The sequence below is a fragment of the Runella sp. R5_40 genome (assembly GCF_057652295.1).
In genome coordinates this window covers 1-331 of the sequence record NZ_JBYFCH010000085.1, presented here as the reverse complement: position 1 = coordinate 331, position 331 = coordinate 1, and the positions used below count along the sequence as shown (strand labels likewise).

At 45.9% G+C, this 331-nt stretch carries 1 protein-coding gene; it reads right to left on the bottom strand.

Annotated elements, in window-relative coordinates:
• On the bottom strand, nucleotides 1-331 hold a 331-nt coding region (locus tag AC23N5_RS31510), incomplete at both ends, for a hypothetical protein (RefSeq protein WP_487758574.1).

The window sequence follows — 331 nt, the reverse complement described above, 5'->3', positions numbered from 1 at the left end:
TTCGTAGCCGTAGCCTGTCTGATCCGCCAAAAAATACAGTGAACTTCCTACACTAGTGAGAGAATAGGCCGTGCCTGGTAAATCCAGAACTATAGCCGAACTAGCATTTCGCCCTGATGATTTCCACAGCCCCACGGTCGAGCCGTTTTGATTGGCTGTAAAATAAAGGATTACATTGTGATTGGTCAGAAAGCGCGGGTCGCTTCCCAAGGTAGCAGAGGTAGCAAGCGGATCTGCCTGAATGTTAATATCTTTCAGCAATAGCTGATATTGAGCATATACACTGCTCACCAGCAATAGCAAACCCCACAAAATAGTTTTCCTGACAACT